General features: G+C 70.3%; 20 protein-coding genes. 13 read left to right on the forward strand and 7 right to left on the reverse strand.

Features of this window, described 5'->3' with window-relative positions; genetic code table 11:
- Nucleotides 1-12 precede the first annotated feature (12 nt).
- Nucleotides 13-1,206, forward strand: coding sequence for a cysteine desulfurase family protein (locus tag MCHUDSM44219_RS09925; protein WP_048418076.1), 1,194 nt, complete (start codon nt 13-15; stop codon nt 1,204-1,206).
- Between the two features lie 2 nt (nt 1,207-1,208).
- Nucleotides 1,209-2,282 (forward strand): tRNA 2-thiouridine(34) synthase MnmA, encoded by a 1,074-nt coding sequence (gene mnmA / locus MCHUDSM44219_RS09930; RefSeq protein ID WP_048418077.1) that lies wholly within the window; start codon nt 1,209-1,211, stop codon nt 2,280-2,282.
- Nucleotides 2,283-2,295: 13 nt separating this feature from the next.
- Here mnmA and MCHUDSM44219_RS09935 read toward each other — a convergent pair whose 3' ends face one another.
- Nucleotides 2,296-3,012 (reverse strand): SDR family NAD(P)-dependent oxidoreductase, encoded by a 717-nt coding sequence (locus MCHUDSM44219_RS09935; protein ID WP_048418078.1) that lies wholly within the window; start codon nt 3,010-3,012, stop codon nt 2,296-2,298.
- Between the two features lie 96 nt (nt 3,013-3,108).
- On the opposite strand from MCHUDSM44219_RS09935, the gene MCHUDSM44219_RS09940 reads away from it, so the two are divergent.
- Both MCHUDSM44219_RS09940 and MCHUDSM44219_RS09945 read left to right on the forward strand, forming a co-directional pair.
- Nucleotides 3,109-3,711 carry a TetR/AcrR family transcriptional regulator gene (locus tag MCHUDSM44219_RS09940; RefSeq protein ID WP_048418079.1) on the forward strand — a complete coding sequence of 201 codons (603 nt, stop codon included), beginning with the start codon at nt 3,109-3,111 and terminating at the stop codon, nt 3,709-3,711.
- Nucleotides 3,712-3,782: 71 nt separating this feature from the next.
- Nucleotides 3,783-5,363: a Na+/H+ antiporter gene (locus MCHUDSM44219_RS09945; RefSeq protein WP_048418080.1), complete on the forward strand. Its 1,581-nt coding sequence runs from the start codon at nt 3,783-3,785 to the stop codon at nt 5,361-5,363.
- Nucleotides 5,364-5,382: 19 nt separating this feature from the next.
- Here MCHUDSM44219_RS09945 and MCHUDSM44219_RS09950 read toward each other — a convergent pair whose 3' ends face one another.
- Nucleotides 5,383-6,036 (reverse strand): sensor domain-containing protein, encoded by a 654-nt coding sequence (locus MCHUDSM44219_RS09950; protein ID WP_048418081.1) that lies wholly within the window; start codon nt 6,034-6,036, stop codon nt 5,383-5,385.
- A 35-nt stretch (nt 6,037-6,071) separates the two neighbouring features.
- Between MCHUDSM44219_RS09950 and MCHUDSM44219_RS09955 the strand changes: the two genes are divergently transcribed.
- On the forward strand, nt 6,072-7,085 hold the full coding sequence (locus tag MCHUDSM44219_RS09955; protein ID WP_048418082.1) for a uroporphyrinogen decarboxylase/cobalamine-independent methonine synthase family protein: 1,014 nt from the start codon (nt 6,072-6,074) through the stop codon (nt 7,083-7,085).
- Between the two features lie 4 nt (nt 7,086-7,089).
- Here MCHUDSM44219_RS09955 and MCHUDSM44219_RS09960 read toward each other — a convergent pair whose 3' ends face one another.
- Together MCHUDSM44219_RS09960 and MCHUDSM44219_RS09965 are read right to left on the reverse strand one after the other, a co-directional pair.
- Nucleotides 7,090-8,706 (reverse strand): 4-coumarate--CoA ligase family protein, encoded by a 1,617-nt coding sequence (locus tag MCHUDSM44219_RS09960; protein ID WP_048418083.1) that lies wholly within the window; start codon nt 8,704-8,706, stop codon nt 7,090-7,092.
- Complete coding sequence (locus tag MCHUDSM44219_RS09965) at nt 8,703-9,146, reverse strand: MmcQ/YjbR family DNA-binding protein (protein WP_048418084.1); 444 nt, start codon at nt 9,144-9,146, stop codon at nt 8,703-8,705. The genes MCHUDSM44219_RS09960 and MCHUDSM44219_RS09965 overlap by 4 nt, the downstream gene beginning before the upstream one ends.
- Before the next feature lie 73 nt (nt 9,147-9,219).
- On the opposite strand from MCHUDSM44219_RS09965, the gene ligA reads away from it, so the two are divergent.
- Nucleotides 9,220-11,328 (forward strand): NAD-dependent DNA ligase LigA, encoded by a 2,109-nt coding sequence (ligA, locus tag MCHUDSM44219_RS09970; RefSeq protein ID WP_048418085.1) that lies wholly within the window; start codon nt 9,220-9,222, stop codon nt 11,326-11,328.
- Here the strand turns inward: ligA and MCHUDSM44219_RS09975 are convergent.
- Nucleotides 11,325-11,993 carry an ACT domain-containing protein gene (locus MCHUDSM44219_RS09975; protein WP_048418086.1) on the reverse strand — a complete coding sequence of 223 codons (669 nt, stop codon included), beginning with the start codon at nt 11,991-11,993 and terminating at the stop codon, nt 11,325-11,327. The genes ligA and MCHUDSM44219_RS09975 overlap by 4 nt on opposite strands.
- Nucleotides 11,994-12,078: 85 nt before the next feature.
- Between MCHUDSM44219_RS09975 and gatC the strand changes: the two genes are divergently transcribed.
- The 5 genes from gatC (at nt 12,079) to MCHUDSM44219_RS10000 (ending at nt 17,902) form a co-directional block, all read left to right on the forward strand.
- On the forward strand, nt 12,079-12,378 hold the full coding sequence (gene gatC, locus MCHUDSM44219_RS09980) for an Asp-tRNA(Asn)/Glu-tRNA(Gln) amidotransferase subunit GatC (RefSeq protein WP_048418149.1): 300 nt from the start codon (nt 12,079-12,081) through the stop codon (nt 12,376-12,378).
- Nucleotides 12,375-13,877: an Asp-tRNA(Asn)/Glu-tRNA(Gln) amidotransferase subunit GatA gene (gene gatA, locus MCHUDSM44219_RS09985; protein ID WP_048418087.1), complete on the forward strand. Its 1,503-nt coding sequence runs from the start codon at nt 12,375-12,377 to the stop codon at nt 13,875-13,877. Before gatC ends, gatA begins: the two co-directional genes overlap by 4 nt.
- Before the next feature lie 18 nt (nt 13,878-13,895).
- Nucleotides 13,896-14,927: an ATP-dependent 6-phosphofructokinase gene (locus MCHUDSM44219_RS09990; RefSeq protein WP_048418150.1), complete on the forward strand. Its 1,032-nt coding sequence runs from the start codon at nt 13,896-13,898 to the stop codon at nt 14,925-14,927.
- A gap of 100 nt (nt 14,928-15,027) precedes the next feature.
- Nucleotides 15,028-16,530, forward strand: a complete 1,503-nt coding sequence (gene gatB, locus MCHUDSM44219_RS09995) for an Asp-tRNA(Asn)/Glu-tRNA(Gln) amidotransferase subunit GatB (RefSeq protein WP_048418151.1) — start codon at nt 15,028-15,030, stop codon at nt 16,528-16,530.
- Between the two features lie 7 nt (nt 16,531-16,537).
- Nucleotides 16,538-17,902, forward strand: coding sequence for a sensor histidine kinase (locus MCHUDSM44219_RS10000; protein WP_048418088.1), 1,365 nt, complete (start codon nt 16,538-16,540; stop codon nt 17,900-17,902).
- Nucleotides 17,903-17,915: 13 nt separating this feature from the next.
- Here MCHUDSM44219_RS10000 and MCHUDSM44219_RS10005 read toward each other — a convergent pair whose 3' ends face one another.
- Nucleotides 17,916-19,037 carry a PQQ-dependent sugar dehydrogenase gene (locus tag MCHUDSM44219_RS10005; protein WP_048418089.1) on the reverse strand — a complete coding sequence of 374 codons (1,122 nt, stop codon included), beginning with the start codon at nt 19,035-19,037 and terminating at the stop codon, nt 17,916-17,918.
- Between the two features lie 136 nt (nt 19,038-19,173).
- Here MCHUDSM44219_RS10005 and MCHUDSM44219_RS10010 point away from each other — a divergent pair, with 136 nt between their 5' ends.
- Nucleotides 19,174-20,004, forward strand: coding sequence for a DoxX family protein (locus MCHUDSM44219_RS10010; protein ID WP_236695416.1), 831 nt, complete (start codon nt 19,174-19,176; stop codon nt 20,002-20,004).
- Between the two features lie 3 nt (nt 20,005-20,007).
- On the opposite strand, the gene MCHUDSM44219_RS10015 is transcribed toward MCHUDSM44219_RS10010, so the two are convergent.
- A complete protein-coding gene (locus tag MCHUDSM44219_RS10015; RefSeq protein WP_048418090.1) occupies nt 20,008-20,403 on the reverse strand; it encodes a PH domain-containing protein in 396 nt (131 codons plus the stop codon).
- A gap of 274 nt (nt 20,404-20,677) precedes the next feature.
- Here MCHUDSM44219_RS10015 and MCHUDSM44219_RS10020 point away from each other — a divergent pair, with 274 nt between their 5' ends.
- Nucleotides 20,678-22,528, forward strand: a complete 1,851-nt coding sequence (locus MCHUDSM44219_RS10020) for an acetolactate synthase large subunit (protein WP_048418091.1) — start codon at nt 20,678-20,680, stop codon at nt 22,526-22,528.
- Nucleotides 22,529-22,545: the final 17 nt, after the last annotated feature.

Raw genomic sequence — 22,545 nt, forward strand, 5'->3', positions numbered from 1 at the left:
TTGTGGAGCGTTGTGACTGCGCCCGCGGTGTACCTCGACCACGCTGCCACCACCCCGATGCGCCCGACCGCCATCGAGGCGATGACAGCGGCGTTGTCGACGGTCGGGAACGCCTCCTCGCTGCACGGATCCGGTCGGCTGGCCCGCCGCCGGCTCGAGGAGTCCCGGGAGACGCTGGCTCAGCTGCTCGGCGCGCGGCCGTCGGAGGTGATCTTCACCGCCGGGGGCACCGAGAGCGACAACCTCGCCGTCAAGGGGATCTTCTGGGCACGGCGTGACGCCGAGCACGGCCGCCGCCGCATCGTCACGACGCCGGTCGAGCATCACGCGGTGCTCGACGCCGTCGAGTGGCTGGTCGAGCACGAGGGTGCCGAGGTCACCTGGATCCCGGTCGACCGCGACGGGGTGGTGACGCCGGCCGCGCTGCGGACCGCGATCGGCGATCCCGCCGACGTCGCCCTGATCTCGGTGATGTGGGCCAACAACGAGGTCGGCACCATCATGCCCATCGCGGAACTCGCGCAGGTCGCCGCCGGCTTCGACATCCCGATGCACAGCGACGCGGTGCAGGCCGTCGGGCAGGTGCCCGTCGACTTCGCCGCCAGCGGCCTGTCGGCAATGAGCGTCACCGCGCACAAGTTCGGCGGACCCGCCGGCGTGGGGGCCCTGCTGCTGCGCCGCGACACCGCCTGCGTGCCTCAGTTGCACGGCGGCGGGCAGGAACGCGATGTGCGCTCCGGCACCCAGGATGTCGCGGGCGTCGTGGCCATGGCCGCGGCGGCGCGCGACGCGGTCGAGACCATGGACGCCACCGCGGCGCGGGTGCGCGCATTACGTAACCGGTTGATCGACGGCGTGCTCGGCACCATCGACGACGTGTATCTCAACGGCGCGGCCGGAGTCGGCCGGCTGCCCGGCAACACGCACTTCACCTTTCGCGGCTGTGAAGGTGACTCTCTGCTGATGTTGTTGGACGCCAAGGGAATCGAGTGCTCGACCGGATCGGCGTGCACCGCCGGTGTGGCCCAGCCCTCGCACGTGCTCACCGCCATGGGCGCCGACCCGGCCAGTGCGCGCGGATCGTTGCGCTTCTCGTTGGGTCACACCAGCACCGACGCCGACGTCGACGCCGCGCTGGCGGTGCTGCCCGCGGCGGTGGAGCGCGCGCGTCAGGCGGCGCTGGCGAGCTCGGGAGGACGGCCGTAGTCATGCGGGTGCTGGTCGCGATGAGCGGTGGCGTCGATTCGTCGGTGGCCGCCGCGCGGATGGTCGACGCCGGACACGACGTCACCGGCGTGCACCTGGCGTTGTCGTCCGCGCCGGGCACCCTGCGCACCGGATCGCGGGGATGCTGCTCGAAGGAGGACGCCGGCGACGCCCGCCGGGTCGCTGACGTGCTCGACATCCCGTTCTACGTCTGGGATTTCGCGGACCGCTTCAAAGAGGACGTGATCGACGACTTCGTCGCCTCCTACGCGCGGGGGGAGACCCCGAATCCGTGCGTGCGCTGCAACGAGCGGATCAAGTTCTCCGCGTTGGCATCCCGGGCGCTGGCGCTGGGCTTCGACGCGTTGGCCACCGGTCACTATGCGCGGTTGTCGGACGGTCGGCTGCGCCGCGCGGTCGATCACGACAAGGACCAGTCCTACGTGCTGGCGGTGCTGACCGCCGAGCAACTGCGGCATGCGGTGTTCCCGATCGGGGACACCCCCAAGGCGCAGATCCGCGAGGAGGCCGCCCGCCGCGGACTGTCGGTCGCCGCCAAGGCCGACAGCCACGACATCTGCTTCATCCCCTCCGGGGACACCCGGGCGTTCCTGGGCGCCCGCATCGGCGTGCGCCCCGGGGCGGTCGTCGACGCCGCGGGCACCGTGCTCGCCGAGCACGACGGCGTGCATGGTTTCACGATCGGCCAGCGCAAGGGACTCGGCATCCCGGGACCGGGCCCGGACGGCCGGCCCCGGTACGTGACCGGGATCGACGCCGACACCGGCACCGTGCACGTCGGCGACCTCGCCGACCTGGAGGTCACCACGCTGGTGGGTGACGAGCCGGTGTTCACCTGCGGGACGGCGCCCGACGGTCCGGTGGAATGCGTCGTGCAGGTCCGCGCCCACGGCGGCACCGCCGACGCCGTTGCCAGGGTGCGTGACGGGTCGGTCGCCGTCGACCTGCGCGTCCCGCTGCGCGGCGTCGCGCGCGGGCAGACGCTCGTGCTCTACCGTCCCGATCCCGAGGGCGACGAGGTGCTCGGGAGCGCCACCATCACCGGGGCGCACTGACGCCACGCGGTCATCAGTTGAGTTCGAAGGCGCGGGGTGGCCCTGACAGCGCCGACTTCGCCTCCGCGCCGATCGGGTCGAGCACCTCGATCTCGCCCGCCTCCAGCCCGTCGAGTGCGAGCCGCACGAGATCGGCCGGGTCGATCACCCGGCCGTCGGGGAATTCGATGCCCTGGCGGCGCGCGAAGTCGTAGAGCGTCGGCGTGCCCACGAGTCCCGGCACCAGAGCGCTCACGAGCGTGCCCTGCTCGGCCAGTTCGACGCGAACGCCGTTGGTCAAGCCCCACTGCGCGGACTTCGCGGCTGCATACGCGGTGTTGCCCGGCACGGTCGACCACGCGGCCGCCGACAGCACGTTGAGGATGGCACCGCCGCCGTTGCGCGCCAACACCGGCGCGAACGCCCGAATCATCGCCAGAGTGCCGAAGTAGTTCGACTCCATGGTCGACCGGATCGCGTCGAGATCACCGTCGACCAGACTGCCGCCCGCGGTGTCGGCGGCGTTGTTGATCAGCAGGTCGACGTCCGATGCGCGCGCCGCTGCTGCCGCCACGGATGCCCGGTCGGTGATGTCCAGACGCATGACCTCCGCGCCGGGGATGTCGATCAGCTCAGGTGTGCGCGCGGTCGCGTAAACCGTCGCTCCGCGAGCGAGCAGCTCGATCGCGAAGGAGCGTCCGATTCCGCGGTTCGCCCCGGTGACCAGAGCGGTGGCACCGTGCACGTTCATCTGTCCTCCATAAGGATGTACGAACATGACCACTCGGTCATGTTCATCCCACGCTGGCACAAGGTGACCGGTCGGTCAAGTTGGTAGTCTCGTCGCATGCCCTCGAGTCCTCGTCCCCTTCGCGCGGACGCGGCTCGCAACCGTCGACAACTTCTCGACGCCGCAGAGACGGTCTTCGCCGAGCGCGGGCTCGCCGCCTCCGTCGCCGACATCGCTGCGCGAGCCGGGGTGGCGAAAGGAACGGTGTTTCGTCATTTCGCCACGAAGGAAGACCTCATCGCCTCCATCGTGTGCGAGCACATCACCGCATTGACCGATGCCGCGAAGGGTCTCGCCGGTGCGCCGGATCCGGGTGCGGCACTGAGGGATTTCCTCGTGATCGCCGCCGACCAACGACGGCAACACGATCTGACGTTCCTGCAGACGGCCAGTGACGGTGATCCCGCAGTGGGGCGGGCGCGAGAAGATCTGCACTGCGCCCTCGGGGTACTCGTCGACCGGGCCCGCGGCGCCGGCGTGCTCCGGCCCGACATCACCGAGACGGACGTCTTCCTGCTGATGTGCGCGCCCGTGCACGTCACGGACAATCTCGCCGATCCACCGCCGATGCTGTGGCGGCGCTACCTCGCCATCATCTTCGATGGGTTGCGCCCCGAGGGTGCGCATCCGCTGCCCGAGCCGCCACCGACACTGCCGTGACCGCTGTCGCACGGTCGCGCTACCGGGCGAATCGCATTGACAGCTGACCACATCGGCACGAGGGTGTCGGCGTGAACCATGCCGAGGTGCTGATCACCGCATTGCTGATGGCTGTGGCCGCGTTGGGGGCACTCGCATGCCGCCTGTCGGTGCCCTATCCGATTCCGCTGGTGATCGGTGGGGCGCTGGCGGGTTTCCTCCCCGGCTTGCCGGAGATCCGCCTCGAACCCGACCTCGTTCTGGCGCTCTTCCTGCCCCCGCTGCTGTACAAGTCGGCGATCTACGCGAACTTCGGCGACTTCCGCACCGGCCTGCGCAGCCTCACCCTCAGCGCGGTCGCCCTGGTCGTCGTCACGATGGGGGCGGTGGCGTGCGCCGCGCACGCCGTCGTTCCCGAGATGCCCTGGGAAGCGGCCTTCGTGCTCGGCGCGATCGTGTCGCCCACCGATCCGGTGGCCGCGGCCACCATCATGCGTCGCCTGGGCGCCCCGCGCAGGCTCATCAGCAGCATCGAGGGCGAAGGGCTGTTCAACGATGCGACCGCGCTGGTCGCCTTCCGGGTCGCGGTGGCCGCCACCGTCGCGGGCAGTTTCTCGCTGGCCGACGCCGGGTTGAGCTTCGTCTTCGGAGCGCTCGGCGGCATCGCGATCGGCCTGGTGGTGGGCTGGTTGTCGGGATGGTTCCGCGCCCGCATCTATGACGCCCAGATCAGCGTCACGATCTCGTTGCTCACCTGCTACGCCGCGTTCCTGCCCGCCGAGGCGGCGGGCGCCTCGGCCGTCCTGGCGGTCGTCACCGCCGGGATCGTCATGGCGATCCGCAGCCCCGATGTCCTCGACGCCCGCCCCCGGCTGCAGGGCTACTTCGTCTGGGACATCATCGACTTCCTGATCAACGCAACGCTTTTCGCGCTCATCGGCCTGCAACTGCACACCATCGTGTCAGGCCTGCACGAATACCGCTTCACCGCCCTGGTGGCCTACGCCGCCACGGTGACCGCCACCCTGGTCGCCGTCCGCATCGCCTGGTTCTTCTCGGTGCCCTATCTGATCAGGCTGCTGGACCGCAGGCCCCGACAGCGTCGCCGACGCGCCCCGGCGTCGTGGCGGCTCGTCATGGGGTGGAGCGGGATGCGGGGCGCGGTCTCGCTCGCCGTGGCGTTGGCACTGCCGCTGCAGACCGCCGACGGCGCACCGTTTCCGCATCGCGAACTGATCCTCTTCCTCACCTTCGTGGTCATCTTCTTCACGCTCGTGGTGCAGGGGCTGACGCTGCCTGCGCTGATCAACCGATTGGACCGCACCACGGACCCGGAGGCCGCCGAAGAAGATCGGGCGCGGCTGACCGCGGCGCGGGCGGCCCTGGACCGGATCGACGAGCTCGCCGACGAACAGTGGACGCGCACCGACACCGCGCAGCGCATGCGTGGTCTCTACGAGTACCGGGCACAGCGGTTCGAGGCCCGGGTGGCCGGCGACGAGGTCGGCGACTACGAGGAACGGTCGCGGGCCTATCAGGACATGGTGCGCGCCGTGTTGGAGGCGCAGCGGCGTGCGCTGACGACGCTGCGGCGCGAAGGGTCGCTGTCGAACGAGGCCTTCAACCGCATCCTGCGCGACATCGATCTCGAGGAGTCCCGCCTCGAAACGTGACCGCCGTCCGCCGACGAACCTAGCCGGGCACGTTGTCGGCGATGTTGGTCATCACCAAGCCGGGAACCGAGTCGGGGAACGAGCAGAACGTCACCTCGATCATGACCGCGGACTTCACCCGATAGTCGCGTCCGCACGCGCCGGGGCGGATGGACACCGCATCGTCGGTCGCGCTCACCTCGCCGACCAGCACGGGCCCCTGATCGGTGTCGCCGCACTCGTCGATCCGGCGGGTCAGACCGGTCAGGGCGCCCACCGCCGTGGCCGGGTCGACGTAGCCCGCGGCAGCCTGGGAGATCAGCGCCCCGCGCGCCGGATTCTGGTAGATGGTCTTGTGGAACTCCTCGACCGCGGAGCCGAACACCTGGGTCTCGGCGAACAGCCACTCGCACTGTGCGGGCACGTCACGCACCACCTGCTCGGGCAGGAACCCGGTGTTCATCGGAATGTCCACCGGCACTTTGCTTTCCGTGCCAGGAACGGCGGTGAGATCTGGGCCGGAACCGGTGATCGCCTGCATCCGGGAACGGTCGAGCAGGACCGCGTCGACGTCGACGGGCGAGCGGGAATCCTCGTCGAGGCCGGGCACCGGCCGGGTCGCGGTCCCGGCCACGGTCTGCGCACACCCCGACAGCAGGATCGCCACGGCGCACAGGAGCACGCGGCCCGTCATGCTTCGAGGGTAGTGCGTCGCCTATCGTCGGGCGAGTGACTGCATTCGCGACCGCCACGGGGGTCGGATCATGGCCGGGGACCTCGGCCCATGACGCGGCCGAGGTGGTGGTGGGGGAGTTGCACCGGCTGCCCCATCTCGTCGAGCTTCCCGGCCGCGGCGTGGGCGCCGACCTGATCGGGCGTGCGGGCGCGCTGCTGGTCGACATCGCGATCGACACGATCCCGCGCGGCTACCGCGTCGCGGCGGGGCGCAGCGGGGTCACCCGACGGGCGGCCAGCCTGCTCGACGAGGACATCGACGCGCTGGAGGAGGCCTGGGAGAAGGCCGGTCTGCGCGGCGGCGAACGCGTGGTCAAGGTGCAGGCGCCCGGGCCGATCACGCTGGCGGCGCATCTCGAACTCGGCGGCGGGCACCGCGCGATCACCGACGCCGGCGCCGTCCGGGACCTGACCATGTCCCTGGCCGAGGGGGTGGCCGCGCACCGCGCGCAGGTGCAGCGGCGGCTGCAGACACCGGTGGTCGTCCAGTTCGACGAGCCCTCCCTGCCGGCAGCGCTGGCGGGACGGTTGTCGGGAGTGACGAGTCTGAGCCCGGTGCACCCGGTGGACGAGTCGGTGGTCATCGGGCTGCTCGACGACTGCGTGGCCGCGGTGGGCGGTGAGGTGGCCCTGCACAGCTGCGCCGCCAGCCTGCCCTGGAAACTGTTGCAGCGCAGCATGATCGGTGCGGTGTCGGTCGACGCTCAGACGCTCACCGCGGCCGACCTCGACGCGGTCGGCGAGTTCCTGGAATCCGGGCGGACCGTTCTGCTCGGTGCCGTCCCGGCCGCGACGCCGGTGACCCGGCCGTCGGTCGAGGAGGTCGCGACGACGGTGGCCGCTGTGACCGACCGCCTCGGGTTCTCCCGGGCGGTGTTGCGCGACCGCGTCGGTGTGACCCCGACCTGCGGGCTGGCCGGCGCCACCGCGGCCTGGGCGCGCCGGGCCGTCGAAACGGCGCAGAAGGTCGCCGACGCCTTCGCCGAGGATCCCGACGCGGTCGGGTGACCGGTCAGGCGTTCTTGAGGTCCTTGCGCAGGATCTTGCCCGATGCGGATTTCGGTACGGCGTCGATGAATTGGACCTGGCGCACCTTCTTGTAGGGCGCCACCTGGCCGGCGACGAACTCGATGACCTCGGCCTCGGTGAGCTCGGCGCCGGACTGCTTGACCACGTAGGCCTTGGGCACCTCCTCGCCGTCGGCGTTGGGGACACCGATCACCGCGGCGTCGGCGATCCCGGGATGGCTGAGGAGCACGGCCTCGAGCTCGGCGGGGGGCACCTGGTAGCCCTTGTACTTGATCAGTTCCTTGAGCCGATCGACGATGTAGACACAGCCGTGCGCATCGACCTGCGCGAGATCGCCGGTGTGCAACCAGCCGTCGTCGTCGATGGTGGACCGGGTGGCCTCGTCGTTGTTCAGATAGCCGGCCATCACGTTGGGTCCCTTGAACCACAGCTCGCCGGTCCTGCTCAGCCCCTCCTCCGGCGGCGTGATGTCCTCGCCGGTGTCCGGGTCGACGATCTTGGACACGGCGTTGGACACCGTCCAGCCGACCGAGCTCAGCGGCGCGTCGATTTTCATGTCGTGCTTGCCGGCGTCGAACGGGGTGATGTGGCTGACCGGGCTCAGCTCACTCATGCCGTACCCCTGCACCACCCGGCAGTCGAGCCGTTCGGCGACCGCACGGCCCAGATCCGCGTCGAGGGGGGCGGCGCCGGACATCACGACCTTGAGCGAGGACAGGTCGTGTTCGTCGACGAGGGGATGCTTGGCGAGCGCGACGGCGACCGGCGGCGCGATGAACGCGATCGTGCAGCGGTGCTCGGCGATGTTGCCGAGGAACTGGCCGAGGTCGAAGCTCGGCATGATCACCAGCCGCGCCCGGGCGTGCAGCGCGGCGTTGAGCAGCACCGTCATCCCGTAGATGTGGAAGAAGGGCAGCACCGCCAGCACCACGTCGTCGGGCACCATGCCGTGCAGCGGACGGATCTGCGCGACGTTGGCGACCAGGTTGCGGTGCGTGAGCATCACGCCCTTGGGGTTGCCGGTCGTCCCGGAGCTGTAGGGCAGTGCGGCCAGATGCGACGACGGCGCGAACGTCACCTCCGGCGCAGGCGCTTTCGCCTCGAGAAGCTCCGCCGCGTTGGGGTGCCCGTCGGCGGCGCGGCCCGGGCCGTCGAGCACGACGAGGTTGTCGTCGGGCAGCCCGACCAGCTTCGCGGCTTCGGCGGCCTGGGGCGCCAGGGCGGCGACGGTGATCAGCATGACCGCGCCCGAATCGGTCAGCTGCTTGGCGATGTCCTTGGCGGTGAACAGGGCGTTGATCGTCGTCGCGGTCGCGCCGGCGCGCAGGATGCCGTGGAAGGCCACCGCGAACGCGGAGCTGTTGGGGGCGAGCAACCCGACCACGTCGCCGACACCGAGCCCGCGGGCCGCCAGCGCACCGGCGAATGTGTCGATGCGGGCGATCATCTCGCGGTAGGTGGTCTGCCGGCCACTGGTGGAGTCGACCAGCGCGACCCGGTCGAGGTCGGCGTCCTCGGCACCGGAGAAGCCGGAGAACAGGTAGTCGTAGACGCTGGCGGTGGGGATGTCGACTTCGGGGAAGGGGCTCGAGAAGCTCATGGTGTCTCCGATCGAATCATGTCCGGGCCGGACCCGGACTGCCGTTGGTCGAGCTGGCGGAGCAGTTTCTTGGGCGCCACCATCCGGTAGGAGGCGTCCAACAGTTCGCGGACCTCGGTCCAGTCCACGACGGTGGCGGTGAGGTCCAGCCCGAGCCACCCGAACGGGCCGAGGTAGGCCGGGAAGAAGAAGCGGCGATCCTGCACGAGTGCCTGGCGATCGCTGTCGTCGACCTTGATCAGCAGTGCGTGCGGGTAGGGCACGTGCTCGCCCTTTGCCTCGCCCTTCTCTGAGCCGCCGTAGACGGCGAACATCTTCGGCGCGCAGAACACGGGTCGGCCCCAGGAGATCTTCTCGACGGCGCCGGGGAAGGCCAGCGCGATCGCGCGCACGTCCGCCAGACCGGGATCGTGTTCGGAGAACATGTCCGGATGCGGCATGCCCGCAGCGTAGCCAGTCGGTCGGACCGGTCTTCCGGATCGTCGTGTCGGTGCGCTTCGATAACCTGCCAGGGTGAGTCCCGAGGCGAGCCCCGACGCGGAGGCACTACTGGCCGAGCAAGCCGGCGACGGCTTGGATGCCGACCTGCGCCGCAGCTGGCAGGAACTCGCCGACGAGGTGCGCGAGCACCAGTTCCGCTACTACGTGCGCGACGCCCCGGTGATCTCCGACGCGGAGTTCGACACGCTGCTGCGCCGGCTGCAGACACTCGAGGACGAGCACCCCGAGTTGCGCACACCCGACTCGCCGACGCAGCTGGTGGGCGGCGCCGGGTTCGCCACCGATTTCACGCCGGCCGAGCACCTCGAGCGAATGCTGAGCCTGGACAACGTCTTCGACCCCGACGAGTTGCGCGCCTGGGCCGCGCGCATCGCGGGCGAGATCGGCCCGGACGCCGAGTATCTGTGTGAACTGAAGATCGACGGGGTGGCGCTGGCGCTGGTCTACCGGGACGGCCGGCTGGTCCGGGCCGCCACCCGCGGCGACGGCCGCACCGGCGAGGACGTCACGCTGAACGCCCGCACCATCGAGGACGTGCCCGAAAAGCTGAGCGGCACAGAGGAATTCCCCTTGCCCTCGGTACTCGAGGTGCGCGGCGAGGTGTTCTTCCGGGTGGCCGACTTCGAGGAACTCAACGCGGGTCTGGTCGCCGAGGGCAAACCGCCGTTCGCCAATCCGCGCAACAGCGCCGCCGGGTCGCTGCGCCAGAAGAACCCGGCCGTGACGGCGCGGCGCCGGTTGCGGATGATCTGCCACGGGCTCGGCCATGCCGAGGGCTTTGCGCCGGCCAGCCTGCACGACGCCTACCGGGCGCTCGGGGCGTGGGGGCTGCCGGTGTCGGACCACACCGCGAAGGTGAAGGGCCTCGGTGCGGTGACCGAACGCATCGCGTACTGGGGTGAGCACCGACACGACGTCGAACACGAGATCGACGGCGTGGTCGTCAAGGTCGACGAGATGGCGCTGCAGCGGCGGCTGGGCGCGACATCGCGCGCGCCGCGGTGGGCGGTCGCCTACAAATACCCGCCTGAGGAGGCGACCACCACGTTGCTGGACATCCGGGTGAACGTGGGCCGGACCGGGCGGGTGACGCCGTTCGCCTACATGGAGCCGGTCAAGGTCGCGGGCTCGACGGTGGGTCTGGCGACGCTGCACAACGCCTCGGAGGTCAAGCGCAAAGGCGTGCTGATCGGCGACACCGTGGTGATCCGCAAGGCCGGCGATGTCATCCCTGAGGTGCTCGGCCCGGTGGTCGACCTGCGGGACGGCAGCGAGCGCGAGTTCGTGATGCCGACGCACTGCCCGGAGTGCGGCACCGAACTGGCCCCGGCCAAGGAGGGTGACGCCGACATCCGGTGCCCCAACTCGCGCACCTGCCCGGCACAGCTGCGGGAGCGGGTGTTCCACGTCGCGGGCCGCGGGGCGTTCGACATCGAGGGGCTGGGCTACGAGGCGGCGATCGCGCTGCTGCAGGCAGGCGTCATCACCGACGAGGGCGACCTGTTCACGCTCACCGCCGACGATCTGCTGCGCACCGACCTGTTCACCACACAGAAGGGCGAGGTGTCGGCCAACGGCAAGCGGCTGCTGGCCAACCTCGGCAAGGCCAAGGCGCAACCGCTGTGGCGGGTGCTCGTCGCGCTGTCCATCCGCCACGTCGGCCCGACGGCGGCGCGCGCCCTGGCCACCGAGTTCGGCAGCCTGGAGGCCATCATGGCGGCCTCCGAGGAACAGCTCGCCGCCGCCGAGGGCGTCGGCCCCACGATCGCGGCCGCGGTCACCGACTGGTTCACCGTCGACTGGCACCGCGCGATCGTCGACAAGTGGCGGGCGGCCGGGGTCCGGATGGCCGACGAACGCGACGCCAGCATCGAACGCACGCTGGAGGGCATGTCGATCGTCGTCACCGGGTCACTGACCGGGTTCAGCCGCGACGACGCCAAGGAGGCGATCATCGCGCGCGGCGGCAAGGCGGCCAGCTCGGTGTCGAAGAAGACCGCGTACGTGGTCGCCGGTGACGCGCCGGGCTCCAAGTACGACAAGGCGATCGAACTCGGCGTCCCGGTCCTCGACGAGGACGGGTTCCGCCGTCTGCTCGAGGGCGGTCCCGACGCGATCTAGCGCAGGATCGTCGCGATGATGCCGGCCAGGTAGCCCAGCCGCGCGACCTCGCTCGGGCGGAAGTCGGGTCCGCCGGGCCGGCCGAGCACCACCGCGGTGCGGGTGTCGCCCAGGGGGGCGGCCGCCAGGGTGGTGTCCATGTCCCGCCACACCGCGGGCACCCAGTCGGCGCGGGCGTCGAGCGCCGCGGCGTGCTCGATCGGCAGCCACGGTGTCTCCGCGGCCTGCGTCTCGGGCGCGCCGGAACTGCCGACGAGCCGCTGCGGGCCCGCATCGGTGAGCCGGGCCACCACGCACCACCCGACGCGCAGCACCTTCGGCGCCTCGTCGACGAGTACCTGCAGCCGCCGCTGTTTCCCCTCGGCGGCGGCGACGTGATCGATCAACTCGAGTTCTCGGTGCGCCTCGAGCAGCCCGGTGTGCGGCCGGATGCTGTCGACATAGACGCCCTTCAGCTTTTCGGCGGCGGTGATCAGCATGTCGGGCATCGCGCCCGGCGGGAGTTCCACGACCAGGTCGTCGACGGCGTAGCCCGCGGCGCGCTCGACCACGTCGAGAGACAGGATGTCGGCGCCCACCGAGCCGAGCGCCACCGCCAGGGAGCCCAGGCTGCCGGGCCTGTCCTCCAGCTGGACGCGCAGCAGATACGACGGCACGCGCAACACTGTGTCACGGGGGACGGGGAGGCGGCGACTCGGGCGGAATCGGCGGCTCGGGGGAACTCGATGGCTTGAACTAGGCTTCGTGGTCGTGTCCCAGATCTCCCGAGACGAGGTTGCGCACCTCGCGCGGCTGTCCCGCCTCGCCCTGACCGACGGCGAACTCGACAGTTTCGCCGGCCAGCTCGACGCCATCCTCGGCCACGTCAGCCAGATCCAGGCCGTCGACGTCACCGGCGTCGCGGCCACCGACAACCCGCTGAAGAGTGTCAACGTGTTCCGTCCCGACGAGCCGCAGCCGTGCCTCACCCAGGACGAGGCGCTGGCGCAGGCGCCCAACGCCGTCGACGGCCGCTTCGCGGTCCCGCGGATCCTGGGGGAGCCCGAATGAGCGAGACGGAACTGATCAGGCTCGACGCCGCGACGCTGGGCGAGAAGATCGCCGCCGGCGAGGTGTCCTCGACCGAGGTGACCCAGGCCTGCCTGGATCAGATCGCCGCCACCGACGGCGACTACCACGCATTCCTGCACGTCGCGGGGGAGCAGGCGCTGGCGGCCGCGGCCGACGTCGACAAGGCCGTCCGCGAGGCCAGAGCCGATGGTGAACCCCTGGCTTCGCCACTGGCCGGCGTCCCGCTGGCGCTCAAGGACGTATTCACCGCGACCGACATGCCGACCACCTGCGGGTCGAAGATCCTCGAGGGCTGGACGTCGCCGTACGACGCCACGGTGACGGCACGGCTGCGCGCGGCCGGCATCCCGATTCTGGGCAAGACCAACATGGACGAGTTCGCGATGGGCTCGTCGACGGAGAACTCCGCCTACGGGCCCACCCGCAACCCGTGGGACACCGAGCGGGTGCCCGGCGGGTCCGGCGGTGGCAGCGCGGCCGCGCTGGCGGCGTTCCAGGCGCCGCTGGCGATCGGCTCGGACACCGGCGGCTCGATCCGTCAGCCGGCCGCGCTGACGGCCACCGTCGGCGTCAAGCCCACCTACGGCACGGTGTCGCGGTACGGGCTGATCGCGTGCGCGTCCTCACTCGACCAGGGTGGCCCCTGCGCCCGCACGGTCCTGGACACCGCGCTGCTGCACGAGGTCATCGCGGGCCACGATCCGCGCGATTCGACGTCGGTCGACGCCCCGGTCCCCGACGTCGTCGCCGCGGCCCGGGCCGGTGCGGCCGGTGACCTCACCGGGGTGCGCATCGGCGTGGTCAAGCAGCTGCGCAGCGGCGAGGGCTATCAGCCCGGCGTACTGGCGTCGTTCACCGCCGCCGTCGAGCAGCTGAGCGCGCTGGGCGCCGAGATCAGCGAGGTGGACTGCCCGCACTTCGACTACGCGCTGCCCGCCTACTACCTGATCCTGCCGTCGGAGGTGTCGTCCAACCTGGCGAAGTTCGACGGCATGCGCTACGGCGTGCGCGTCGGCGACGACGGCAGCCACAGCGCCGAGGAGGTGATGGCGATGACGCGGTCCGCGGGGTTCGGCCCAGAGGTCAAGCGCCGGATCATGATCGGTGCGTATGCGCTGTCGGCCGGCTACTACGACGCGTATTACAACCAGGCGCAGAAGGTGCGCACGCTGATCGCCCGCGACCTCGAGGAGGCCTACCGCAGCGTCGACGTGCTCGTCTCGCCGGCCACCCCGTCGACCGCGTTCCGGCTCGGCGAGAAGGTCGACGATCCGCTGGCGATGTACCTGTTCGACCTGTGCACGCTGCCGTTGAATCTGGCCGGGCACTGCGGGATGTCGGTGCCGTCGGGTCTGTCGGCCGACGACAATCTGCCGGTGGGACTGCAGATCATGGCGCCGGCGCTGGCCGATGACCGGCTCTACCGGGTGGGGGCCGCCTATGAAGTTGCCCGGGGTCCTCTGCCAACTGCGCTGTGAAAGGGGAGGATGGTCACCATGCGCATCGGAGTACTGACCGGCGGTGGTGACTGCCCTGGCCTGAACGCGGTGATCAGAGCGGTGGTGCGCACGTGCGACGTGCGATACGGCTCGTCGGTGGTCGGCTTCCAGGACGGCTGGCGGGGCCTGCTCGAAGATCGGCGCATCCAGCTCAAGAACGACGACCGCAACGACCGCCTGCTCGCCAAGGGCGGCACCATGCTCGGCACCGCGCGGGTGAACCCCGACAAGCTGCGGGCCGGGTTGGACCAGATCAAGCAGACGCTCGAGGACAACGGCATCGACGTGCTGATCCCGATCGGGGGAGAGGGCACGCTCACCGCGGCGCACTGGCTGTCGGAGGAGAATGTGCCGGTGGTCGGGGTGCCGAAGACCATCGACAACGACATCGACTGCACCGACGTCACTTTCGGGCATGACACCGCGTTGCATGTCGCCACCGACGCGATCGACCGGCTGCACAGCACGGCCGAGTCGCATCAGCGGGTGATGCTCGTCGAGGTGATGGGCCGGCACGCGGGCTGGATCGCGCTGAACGCCGGGCTCGCCTCCGGTGCGCACATGACCTTGATCCCCGAGCAGCCCTTCGACGTCGAAGAGGTGTGCCGGCTCGTCAAACAGCGCTTCGTGCGCGGCGACTCGCACTTCATCTGCGTGGTGGCCGAGGGCGCGAAACCGGCCGAGGGCTCGATGAAGTTGAAAAAGGGCGGTACCGACGAGTTCGGCCACGAGCGGTTCACCGGCGTCGCCCAGCAACTCGCGGTCGAGGTCGAGAAGCGGATCAACAAAGAAGTCCGGGTCACGGTGCTCGGACACGTGCAGCGCGGCGGCACCCCGACGCCCTACGACCGGGTGCTGGCCACCCGCTTCGGCGTCAACGCCGCCGACGCGGCCCACGCAGGCGAATACGGGATGATGGTGTCGCTGCGCGGCCAGGACATCGGCCGGGTGCCGTTGGCCGACGCGGTCCGCCAGCTCAAGCTGGTGCCGCAGAGCCGCTACGACGACGCCGCGGAGTTCTTCGGCTGACCCGTCCCGCGGGCCACCGAGCCTGCGGTGAGATCGCCCACCGGGCCCCGAACGCGATCTGGCGGCAGTCTCGGCGCATCCGCTCACTAGGATCATGGGCATGTCTGTCGACACCGCCGAGCTGCTGGACTACGACCAGGTGATCGCCGCCTACGAGCCGGTCCTGGGCCTCGAGGTGCACGTCGAGCTGTCGACGCAGACCAAGATGTTCTGCGGGTGCGCCAACCGGTTCGGCGGCGAACCCAACACGCAGGTGTGCCCGGTCTGCCTGGGGTTGCCCGGCTCGCTGCCGGTGCTCAATCAGACCGCGGTCGAGTCCGCGATCCGCATCGGGCTCGCGCTGAACTGCGATATCGCACCGTGGGGCCGGTTCGCCCGGAAGAACTACTTCTACCCGGACCAGCCGAAGAACTACCAGATCTCCCAGTACGACGAGCCGATCGCGATCAACGGCCACCTCGACGTCCCCCTCGACGACGGCACCACGTGGCGGATCGAGATCGAGCGCGCGCACATGGAGGAGGACACCGGCAAGCTGACCCACCTGGGAAGTGACACCGGTCGGATCGCGGGGGCGACGACGTCGCTCGCCGACTACAACCGCTCCGGCGTCCCGCTGATCGAGATCGTCACGAAACCGATCGAGGGCGCCGGGTCGCGCGCCCCCGAGATCGCCCGGGCGTACGTGACCGCGCTGCGAGACCTGTTGCGCGCGTTGGACGTCTCGGACGTTCGGATGGACCAGGGTTCGATGCGGTGCGATTCGAACGTCTCCCTCAAGCCCGTCGGGCAGGCCGAGTTCGGCACCCGCACCGAGACCAAGAACGTCAACTCGCTCAAGAGCGTGGAAGTCGCGGTCCGCTACGAGATGCGCAGACAGGCAGCGGTTCTCGAGTCCGGCGGCGTCGTGCACCAGGAGACCCGGCACTTCCACGAGGACGGTTACACCTCACCGGGACGCAGCAAGGAGACCGCGCAGGACTATCGCTACTTCCCCGAGCCGGACCTCGAACCCGTCGCGCCCAGTGCCGACCTCGTGGAGCGGCTGCGCGCCACCATCCCGGAACTTCCGTGGTTGTCCCGCAACCGGATTCAGCAGGAGTGGGGTATCTCCGACGAGGTGATGCGCGACCTGGTCAACATCGGCGCGCTCGATCTGATCGCGGCCACCGTCGACCACGGCGCATCCAGTGACGCGGCGCGCGCCTGGTGGGGCAACTTCCTGGTGCAGAAGGCGAACGAAGCGGGCGTCGAGCTGGCCGACCTGTCCATCACACCGGCCCAGGTGGCCGCGGTGGTCAAGCTCGTCGACGACGGCAAGCTGTCGAACAAGCTGGCCCGTCAGGTCGTCGAGGGGGTGCTCGCCGGGGAGGGTGAGCCCGACGAGGTGATGACGGCCCGCGGGCTCGTGGTGGTGCGCGACGACTCGCTGATCCAGGCCGCGGTCGACGAAGCGCTGGCCGCCAACCCCGACATCGCCGAGAAGATCCGGGGCGGCAAGGTCCAGGCCGCCGGCGCGATCGTCGGTGCGGTGATGAAGGCGACCAAGGGTCAGGCGGACGCTGCGCGCGTGCGTGAACTGGTCATGGCCGCCTGCAGTTGACGCGTTCATGAAGCGCGCCCAGGACCTGGTTCTGCGCCTGCTGTCGCACCCGCTGCGGCTGTTGTCGCTGCGCTCGATCGTGATCCTGGCCCAGGTCGGCGTCATCATCCTGGTGCTGACGCTCGGGGTCTGGGTGTGGGTCGGCGTCACCAACGACCAGTACGACCAGCTGGACCGCCGCCTGGACTCGCTGTCCAGCCTGGGCGATGTGAACACCCTGCTGCGCAGCGCTCAGGAGGGGATCGGCCCGGAACCCGCCGAGGGCGGACTGGTGCGCACGGCGCGCATCGGCACCATCGCGGTGTCCATCCCCGCCGACATCGTGCTGCCCGAACTGCCCAGCGGCTACGCCGACGCGACCATTGGCGGCGTCGAGTACCGCGTCCGGACGATCACGACCGGCAGCGCGTCGATCGCGCTCGGCGCGCCGCTGGCCGACACCCAGGCCCGCATCGACTCCCTGCACTGGCGGGTGTTCTGGATCTGCGCCGGGGTGATCGTCACGACGCTGCTCGTCGGCTGGGTGATCGCGCTGATCATGGTCAACCCGTTCCGGCTGCTGGCCCAGCAGGCGCGTGCGATCAACGCCCAGTCCAACCCCGACGAGGTGCAGGTGCGCGGCGTGTGGGAGGCCGTGGAGATCTCGGAGGCGGTCGAGGGCATGCTCGCCCGCATCGGCGACGAGCAGCAGCGCACCCGGGCGGCGCTCGAATCGGCACGGGACTTCGCCGCCGTCGCCTCCCATGAACTGCGGACGCCGCTGACCGCGATGCGCACCAACCTCGAGGTGCTGATGACGCTGGATCTGGGTCCCGAACAGCGCGCCGAGGTCATCGGTGACGTGATGCGCACCCAGTCCCGGATCGAGGCGACGCTGGCCGCTCTCGAGCGGCTGGCGCAGGGCGAACTGACCACGGTGGCCGATTTCGTGCCGCTCGACGTGGCCGAGATGCTCGACCGCGCCGCCCACGACGCCATGCACAACTACCCCGGCCTGGAGGTGTCGCTGGCCTCGTCGACGACTGTGCTGATGCTCGGGATGCCGGCGGGCCTGCGCTTGGTCATCGACAACGCGATCGCCAACGCCGTCAAACACGGCGGCGCGACGCGGGTGCAGCTCAGCGTGATCAGCTCGGCCGACGGGGTGGAGATCGCCGTCGACGACAACGGCACCGGGGTGCCGGCCGAGGAACGTGAGGCGGTGTTCCAGCGCTTCCACCGCGGCTCCACCGCATCGCGATCGGGCTCAGGCCTGGGCCTGGCGCTGGTCGCCCAGCAGGCCGAGATCCACGGTGGCACAGCGGCTCTGGAGGTCAGCCCGCTCGGCGGCACGCGGCTGATCCTGCGCCTACCCGGCTCCGGGCCGCGCTAGATCCTGGGCTGGATCAGGTCTTCTCGTCGTTGGCCCGCGGGAAGCCGCCGCCCTGCGGGAACAGCGGGAACACCACGTCGTCGAGTTTCTCGGCGTCCCCGGAGGTCTTGTTCACCGTCGCACCCCAGATGTTGCCGTCGGGGGCGACCTGCAGCGCCCAGGCGTGGCCGTGCTGGTCCTGACGGACCACCTCCGGCTCCCCGGTGACCGCGCCGGTGTCGGGTGCCATCCGCACCGCCACGGTCTGCTTGGTGTTTACGAGGTTGACCAGCACGGTGCCGTCGAGCGCCGCACAGCCGGCCACCCCGGGACGGTCCGGCCACGTCCACACCGTCGACACCTTCGAGTCCTTGGTGATGCGCTGCAACCGGTCGGCGGTCGGCGTCCGGTCGGTGACGTAGAGCGACTCGTCGGACGGATCGATGCACATGCCGCCACCGGGGCCCAGTCCCGACAGCGCCGTCGTCGTCGGTGCCTGGTTGACCGTCGTCGGCTGCTCGATGCGCAGCAGCTTGCCCGCCATCGACCCCGGATCGGCCGCCAGTGCCGGATCGCCCGCGTCACCGGTCTGCACCATCAGCGTGGTCGGACTGGTGAACACCAGCGCGCCGGTGTTGCCGGTGGCGCCCTTGGGGATACCGGTCAGGATCGGCTTGGGGACGTCGCCGTCGGCGATCCGGATCACCCGGTTGTCGCTCGGGGTGCTGACGTAGGCGTACATCAGCCGGTCTTGCGCGTAGGTCGGGGACAGCACGATGTCCATCAGGCCGCCGTCACCGCTGCCGTCGACCGGGAGCGTCAACTTGACGAACGGTTCGGCCTTGGTGGCGACCTGCTTGACCGTGCCGGTCACCCGCTCGGCCACCAGCGCGGACTGGCTGTCGGGCAGCATGATCAGCCCGCTGGTGCTGTCCAGGCAGCCCTGCATCACGCCGGGTGCCGGGCACTGCTTGGGGAACGGCTGGGCCGGCAACGGAGGTGGTGGCGGCGGCGTGGACGTCGGCCCCGGCGCCATCTGCGGTTCGGTGGTGAACGGCTGCGACTGCGCCGAATCGAACCGCGCACAGCCGGCGCTGCCGAGCGTCGCCGCGCACAGCAGTACCGCGGCTGCCCGCAACGACCGGCGCTGACTCATGCGAGCCAGATTACGGATCGTTTCGGAGTGCTCGCCACGCGTCCCGGCCCGACCTGCCCCGAAGCGGCAAAACACATGGTCGGGCGCGCCGCGCCAATTCCCGGCGACGGCCGCAGCTGCACTTACCCTGGCAGTCGTGACGAGTCCCCATGACCCACGACCCTGGCAGCGGCCCGACGAATCGGCCGGCCGGCCCGCGTCGGCGCGGCTGGTGGACCCCGAGGACGACCTGCCGTCGGCGCAGTACGGCGGCGACTTCGAGACGACGGCGATCCCGCGCTACGACTCGGCCAAGCCCGCCGACCAGCAGCCGTTCGCCCTGTTGAACGACGCGGAGCCGCTGCCGTACGTGCAGCCCGGCACCGGCCTGGCGCCCGGCTCGTACGGGTCGACCGCGGTGCCCACCGAGGTCGGCGTGCTCGACGAGCACCGGGAGCGGGACCGCAGAGGCACCCAGGACCTGGGCCTGCTGGTGCTGCGGGTCGCGTTGGGGCTGCTGCTGGTGGCGCACGGCCTGCAGAAGATGTTCGGCATCTGGGGCGGATCGGGGCTCGGCGGGTTCCGGGACTACCTGGCCGGCGTCGGGTTCCAGTACGCCGACATCCTGAGCTACGTGGCCGCCGGCGGACAGATCGTGGCGGGGGTGCTGCTGGTGCTGGGGCTGTTCACCCCGGTGGCGGCGGCCGGCGCGCTGGCCTATCTGATCAACGCGGTGCTGGCCGAGGCCATCGACGCGCACAACGAGGCGCGACTGTCGGCCTTCCTGACCGACGGCCACGAGTACGAGGTCATCCTGGTGGCCGTCGTGGCCGCGATCATCCTGATCGGCCCCGGACGCTACGGCCTGGACGCCGGCCGTGGCTGGGCCCGGCGGCCGTTCCTCGGCTCCTTCGCCGCGCTGATCCTCGGCGTCGGGGCGGGCGTCGCGATCTGGGTGCTGCTCAACGGTGCCAACCCGCTGGCCTGAGCGTCACTCGTACGGATTGGGCACCCGGCCGCCGCTGGCGGCCGTCAGCACCGGAAGCGTCGCGAACGTGACGGCCGGCAGCGACACCTCGGTGCCGTCGCCGCGCCGGGCCTGAGCCCACGCCTTGCGGCCGAACCGCAGCCCGGCGATGTCCTCCCAGCGCAGCGTCTGACTGCCCAGCAGCGTGCGCGCGGTGACGGTGTCGCGGTCGGCGACGGTGCGGTACCGCGCGATCGCCACCGACAGCAGCACCGGGATCGCCAGCAGCGCGGCGAACCACACCGGCCCGGCGAACACCACCGACAGCAGCGCGAGCGTCAGTAGGACCACGGCGAGATGCGCCATGGGGGAGATCCGGATCACGACCGGGGCGGGAGACGACGCGGCGGAGGAACCCATGGCTCCATCATCCCACCGCTGTGACCGGGGACTTGGGCGCCGAGGGCGAATTTGACCACAGTCCGGTTCGGGGGCTACCGTCATCTGCTATGCAGACCCCGGGCTCGCTCGTAGTAATTGGGTTGCGCGTTGATGCCGCGCTATCCCTGGTCCGGGCATAGCACCACCGCATCGACGCGCAACCCTCGTACAGCCGCCCGGCTGACGGGGGTTTTTTGTTGCCCCAGCACCGATTTGAGAAGATCTACCAGAGTCGACAGGACAAGAGGACACCGTGAGCGCACCCACCAAGCGGCCACCTGAGCAGCCGGCGACCCCGGCGAACGGGAATCAGGCCGCCACCCCGGCCGCCCCGCAGCCGAAAACGGTTGCCCCGCACCAGCTCACCGGCGCAGAAGCCGTCATCCGCTCGCTCGAGGAACTCGACGTCGACGTGATCTTCGGCATCCCCGGCGGCGCCGTGCTGCCGGTCTACGACCCGCTGTTCGACTCGGTGAAGCTGCGCCACGTCCTGGTCCGGCACGAGCAGGGCGGTGGCCACGCCGCCAGCGGCTACGCGCACTCCACCGGACGGGTCGGTGTCTGCATGGCGACCTCGGGTCCGGGCGCGACCAATCTGGTGACCCCGCTGGCCGACGCTTACATGGACTCGATCCCGGTGGTCGCGATCACCGGGCAGGTGGGGCGCGGGCTGATCGGCACCGACGCGTTCCAGGAAGCCGACATCTCCGGCATCACGATGCCGATCACCAAGCACAATTTCCTGGTCCGCAACGGCGACGACATCGCCCGCGTCATCGCCGAGGCGTTCCACATCGCCTCCAGCGGACGCCCCGGGCCGGTGCTGGTCGACATCCCCAAGGACGTGCTGCAGGGCCAGTGCACCTTCAGCTGGCCGCCGAAATTCGAACTGCCCGGCTACAAGCCGAACACCAAGCCGCACAACCGCCAGATCCGCGAGGCGGCGAAGCTGATCACGGCCGCCCGCAAGCCGGTGCTCTACGTCGGTGGCGGCGTCATCCGCGGCGAGGCCTCCGAGCAGCTGCTGGATCTGGCCGAGCTGACCGGCATCCCGGTGGTCACCACGCTGATGGCGCGGGGTGCTTTCCCCGACAGCCACCCGCAGAACCTCGGCATGCCCGGCATGCACGGCACCGTGGCCGCGGTGGCCGCACTGCAGCGCAGCGATCTGCTGATCGCACTCGGGACCCGGTTCGACGACCGGGTGACCGGCAAGCTGGATTCCTTCGCTCCCGATGCCAAGGTGATCCACGCCGACATCGACCCCGCCGAGATCGGCAAGAACCGCCACGCCGACGTCCCGATCGTGGGCGACGTCAAGGCGGTCATCACCGATCTGATCGAGGCCCTGCGCCGCGACGGCGGGCTCGGCACGACCACCCTCGACACGTGGTGGGAGTACCTGCGCGGCCTGCAGTCGACGTACCCGCTGAGCTACGGCCCGCAGAGCGACGGCAGCCTCTCACCCGAGTACGTCATCGAGACGCTGGGCAAGATCGCCGGCTCCGACGCGATCTACGTCGCCGGCGTGGGTCAGCACCAGATGTGGGCGGCGCAGTTCATCAAATATGAGAAGCCCAAGACCTGGCTCAACTCCGGGGGCCTGGGCACGATGGGCTACGCCGTGCCCGCGGCGATGGGCGCGAAGATGGGGTGCCCCGACACCGAGGTGTGGGCCATCGACGGCGACGGCTGCTTCCAGATGACCAATCAGGAACTCGCCACCTGTGCGATCGAGGGCGTGCCGATCAAGGTCGCGCTGATCAACAACGGCAACCTGGGCATGGTCCGGCAGTGGCAGACGCTGTTCTACGAAGAGCGGTACAGCCAAACGGATCTGGCCACCCACACCCGACGCATCCCGGACTTCGTCAAGCTGTCCGAGGCGCTGGGGTGCGTCGGACTGAGGTGTGAGCGTGCCGAAGACGTGGCAGACGTCATCGCTCAGGCGCGCGCGATCAACGACCGGCCCGTCGTCATCGAGTTCGTGGTCGGCGCCGACGCCCAGGTGTGGCCGATGGTGGCCGCGGGCACCAGCAACGACGAGATCCAGCACGCCCGCGGCATCCGTCCGCTGTTCGACAACGAAGAGGGGCACGCGTGATGAGCGCTTGCGCGAAG

This window comes from Mycolicibacterium chubuense (assembly GCF_001044255.1).
Lineage (GTDB): Bacteria > Actinomycetota > Actinomycetes > Mycobacteriales > Mycobacteriaceae > Mycobacterium > Mycobacterium chubuense.

Bases quoted from the DNA above. Each gene is read 5' to 3' on its own strand.
- MCHUDSM44219_RS10015 (WP_048418090.1), bottom strand. From the start codon at position 20,403: ATGGGTTCCTCCGCCGCGTCGTCTCCCGCCCCGGTCGTGATCCGGATC.
- MCHUDSM44219_RS09940 (WP_048418079.1), top strand. From the start codon at position 3,109: ATGCCCTCGAGTCCTCGTCCCCTTCGCGCGGACGCGGCTCGCAACCGT.
- MCHUDSM44219_RS09950 (WP_048418081.1), bottom strand. From the start codon at position 6,036: ATGACGGGCCGCGTGCTCCTGTGCGCCGTGGCGATCCTGCTGTCGGGG.
- MCHUDSM44219_RS09990 (WP_048418150.1), top strand. From the start codon at position 13,896: ATGCGCATCGGAGTACTGACCGGCGGTGGTGACTGCCCTGGCCTGAAC.
- MCHUDSM44219_RS10000 (WP_048418088.1), top strand. From the start codon at position 16,538: ATGAAGCGCGCCCAGGACCTGGTTCTGCGCCTGCTGTCGCACCCGCTG.
- mnmA (WP_048418077.1), top strand. From the start codon at position 1,209: ATGCGGGTGCTGGTCGCGATGAGCGGTGGCGTCGATTCGTCGGTGGCC.
- gatA (WP_048418087.1), top strand. From the start codon at position 12,375: ATGAGCGAGACGGAACTGATCAGGCTCGACGCCGCGACGCTGGGCGAG.
- MCHUDSM44219_RS09965 (WP_048418084.1), bottom strand. From the start codon at position 9,146: ATGCCGCATCCGGACATGTTCTCCGAACACGATCCCGGTCTGGCGGAC.
- MCHUDSM44219_RS10005 (WP_048418089.1), bottom strand. From the start codon at position 19,037: ATGAGTCAGCGCCGGTCGTTGCGGGCAGCCGCGGTACTGCTGTGCGCG.
- MCHUDSM44219_RS09935 (WP_048418078.1), bottom strand. From the start codon at position 3,012: ATGAACGTGCACGGTGCCACCGCTCTGGTCACCGGGGCGAACCGCGGA.
- gatB (WP_048418151.1), top strand. From the start codon at position 15,028: ATGTCTGTCGACACCGCCGAGCTGCTGGACTACGACCAGGTGATCGCC.
- MCHUDSM44219_RS09960 (WP_048418083.1), bottom strand. From the start codon at position 8,706: ATGAGCTTCTCGAGCCCCTTCCCCGAAGTCGACATCCCCACCGCCAGC.